This is a genomic window from Actinoplanes subglobosus (assembly GCF_042650585.1).
Classification (GTDB): Bacteria; Actinomycetota; Actinomycetes; order Mycobacteriales; family Micromonosporaceae; genus Actinoplanes; species Actinoplanes subglobosus.
This window is the reverse complement of sequence record NZ_JBHSBL010000048.1, coordinates 1-1863: the sequence shown is the minus strand read 5'-3', so window position 1 is coordinate 1863 and position 1863 is coordinate 1. Positions and strand designations below refer to the sequence as shown.

Genomic DNA, 1863 nt, shown 5'->3' with positions numbered 1-1863 from the left:
TGCCCAGCCCGTTGGTGAAGATGTAGTCCGACTGCCCGGTATTGGCCAGACTGTTCGTGAGGTGGAACGACGCACCTGACGGCCGGAAGATCCCGACCGAATCCTTACCGTTGCCGTCCCAGTCCCCGGTGACCGGCAGATCCCCGGCGGCTCCCAACTCGAACGCCCACTTCGAATGCACCGCCGCGTTCTGCGCCAACAGATGGAACGACGGATTCTCGTCCGGATCGAACATCCCCACCGTATCCACCGGCTTGACCGGCGGGTTGCTGAGCGCGTCCCAGATGTTGTAGGCGATGGTGCTGCCGTCCGACGCCTGCACCTGATAGCGATCGGGATAGGCCGACACCTGGACGGCCTGGCAGATGACGCCGATCGGGTTGGCGGTGTTGTTCCACGAGTTGTTCGGATAGAGGCTGATCATCCTGTTGAGGAACGCGTCTGTCGCCCACTGCGGGTTGAGGCGCTGGGCCGCGGTGCCCCACGAGGCCCGCTGCTGGAACAGGCCGAGGCTGTCGTGGTCGACCTCCTCGCTGATGTTCTGCAGCGTCGACTCGACGATCGCGGTGGTCACCGCGATGGCGGCGGCCCGTTTGGCCAGGCCGCGAGCACGCACCGCCTCGACGATCCGGCGGGCGCACGACATCCGGTAACCGCTGAGATAGCCGCGCAGGGTGCCGTTCAGTTTCGGGTCGAGCCGGGTCGCCAGCGCGGTGTCCATCGCCTTCACACCGCCGCAGCTCACCGTCGCGTAGGCCGCGGCAACCGACACCGGCACGTCGGGGTCGGCAGCGGCAGGCGCGGCGGGGGCGACCATCGCCACGGTCAGGGTGAGGGCCAGCGCCCACCTGGAGGTGCGTCTCACAGTCGTGGTCCTTCCACGGAAGGGATACACGCCGATCGGCGCGTACGACCCACCGTGGACGCGTGCGCTTACCGCCGGCTTACCGCGGCCGTGTAAGCCGGCCGTAAGTCGGCTGTGGAATACCTGGTCCGCGACTTCCGGCGCGAACGAGAGGGACAGCGACGTGAGACTCAGGACCCCGGTGCCGTCACACCGCACGGTGCGGGCGGTGACGGCTGCCGTCGTCATGGCGGCGGGTACCGTGCTGGCCGCCGCACCGGCGCAGGCGGTGACGAAGGCCTACTATCTGCCGTTCCCGAACGGTGTCAGCTACCGGGTGACGCAGGGCTGGGAGGGCTCGTTCAGCCACACCGGCAGCGAGTACGTGCGGTACGCGGTCGACTTCGCGATGCCGGCCGGCAGCACGGTGGTCGCGTCGGCGCCCGGTGTCGTCCAGGACTCGTATTTCTCCGACAGTTGGGGGAACACGGTCGTCGTACAGCATCCGTGGGGTGAATGCACTCGCTATTCGCACCTGTCGTCGCGGCGGGTCGTCGCCGGCCAGGCGATCAAGCAGGCGCAGGTGCTGGGTGCGGCCGGCGCCACCGGCAGCGCGACCGGGGCGCATCTGGATTTCAAGGCCGAGAACTGCGGCAGCCGGTACTCGATCAAGATGGCTTTCGTGGAGCACGGCGGCTCCCTGTACGACAGCGCGATCCAGGGCACGACGCTGACCAGCCGTAACCGGCCGCCGGCGGTGGTACGGCCGGTGGATACGGTGGGGATGTTCGATCCGGACGAGAATCCGTCGTTCCATCTGTTGGCGCAGAACGCCGCGGTGCATTCGAAGTGGGCGTTCGAGTTGGGAGCCGCCGGGGATCTGCCGGTCACCGGGGACTGGGACGGTAACGGTAAGGATTCGGTCGGGATCTTCCGGCCGTCAGGTGCGTCGTTCCACCTCACCAACAGTCTGGCCAATACCGGGCAGTCGGACTACATCTTCACCAACGGGCTGGGCA

1 protein-coding gene and 1 pseudogene are annotated in these 1863 nt (G+C 67.4%); one reads left to right on the top strand and one right to left on the bottom strand.

Annotated elements, in window-relative coordinates; all coding sequences use genetic code 11:
- Positions 1-865: pseudogene (locus ACFO0C_RS49000) on the bottom strand (hypothetical protein); the annotation flags it as partial.
- 163 nt (positions 866-1028) lie between these two features.
- On the opposite strand from ACFO0C_RS49000, the gene ACFO0C_RS48995 reads away from it, so the two are divergent.
- The coding region (locus tag ACFO0C_RS48995) for a M23 family metallopeptidase (protein WP_378073862.1) at positions 1029-1863 on the top strand (835 nt) is incomplete at its 3' end.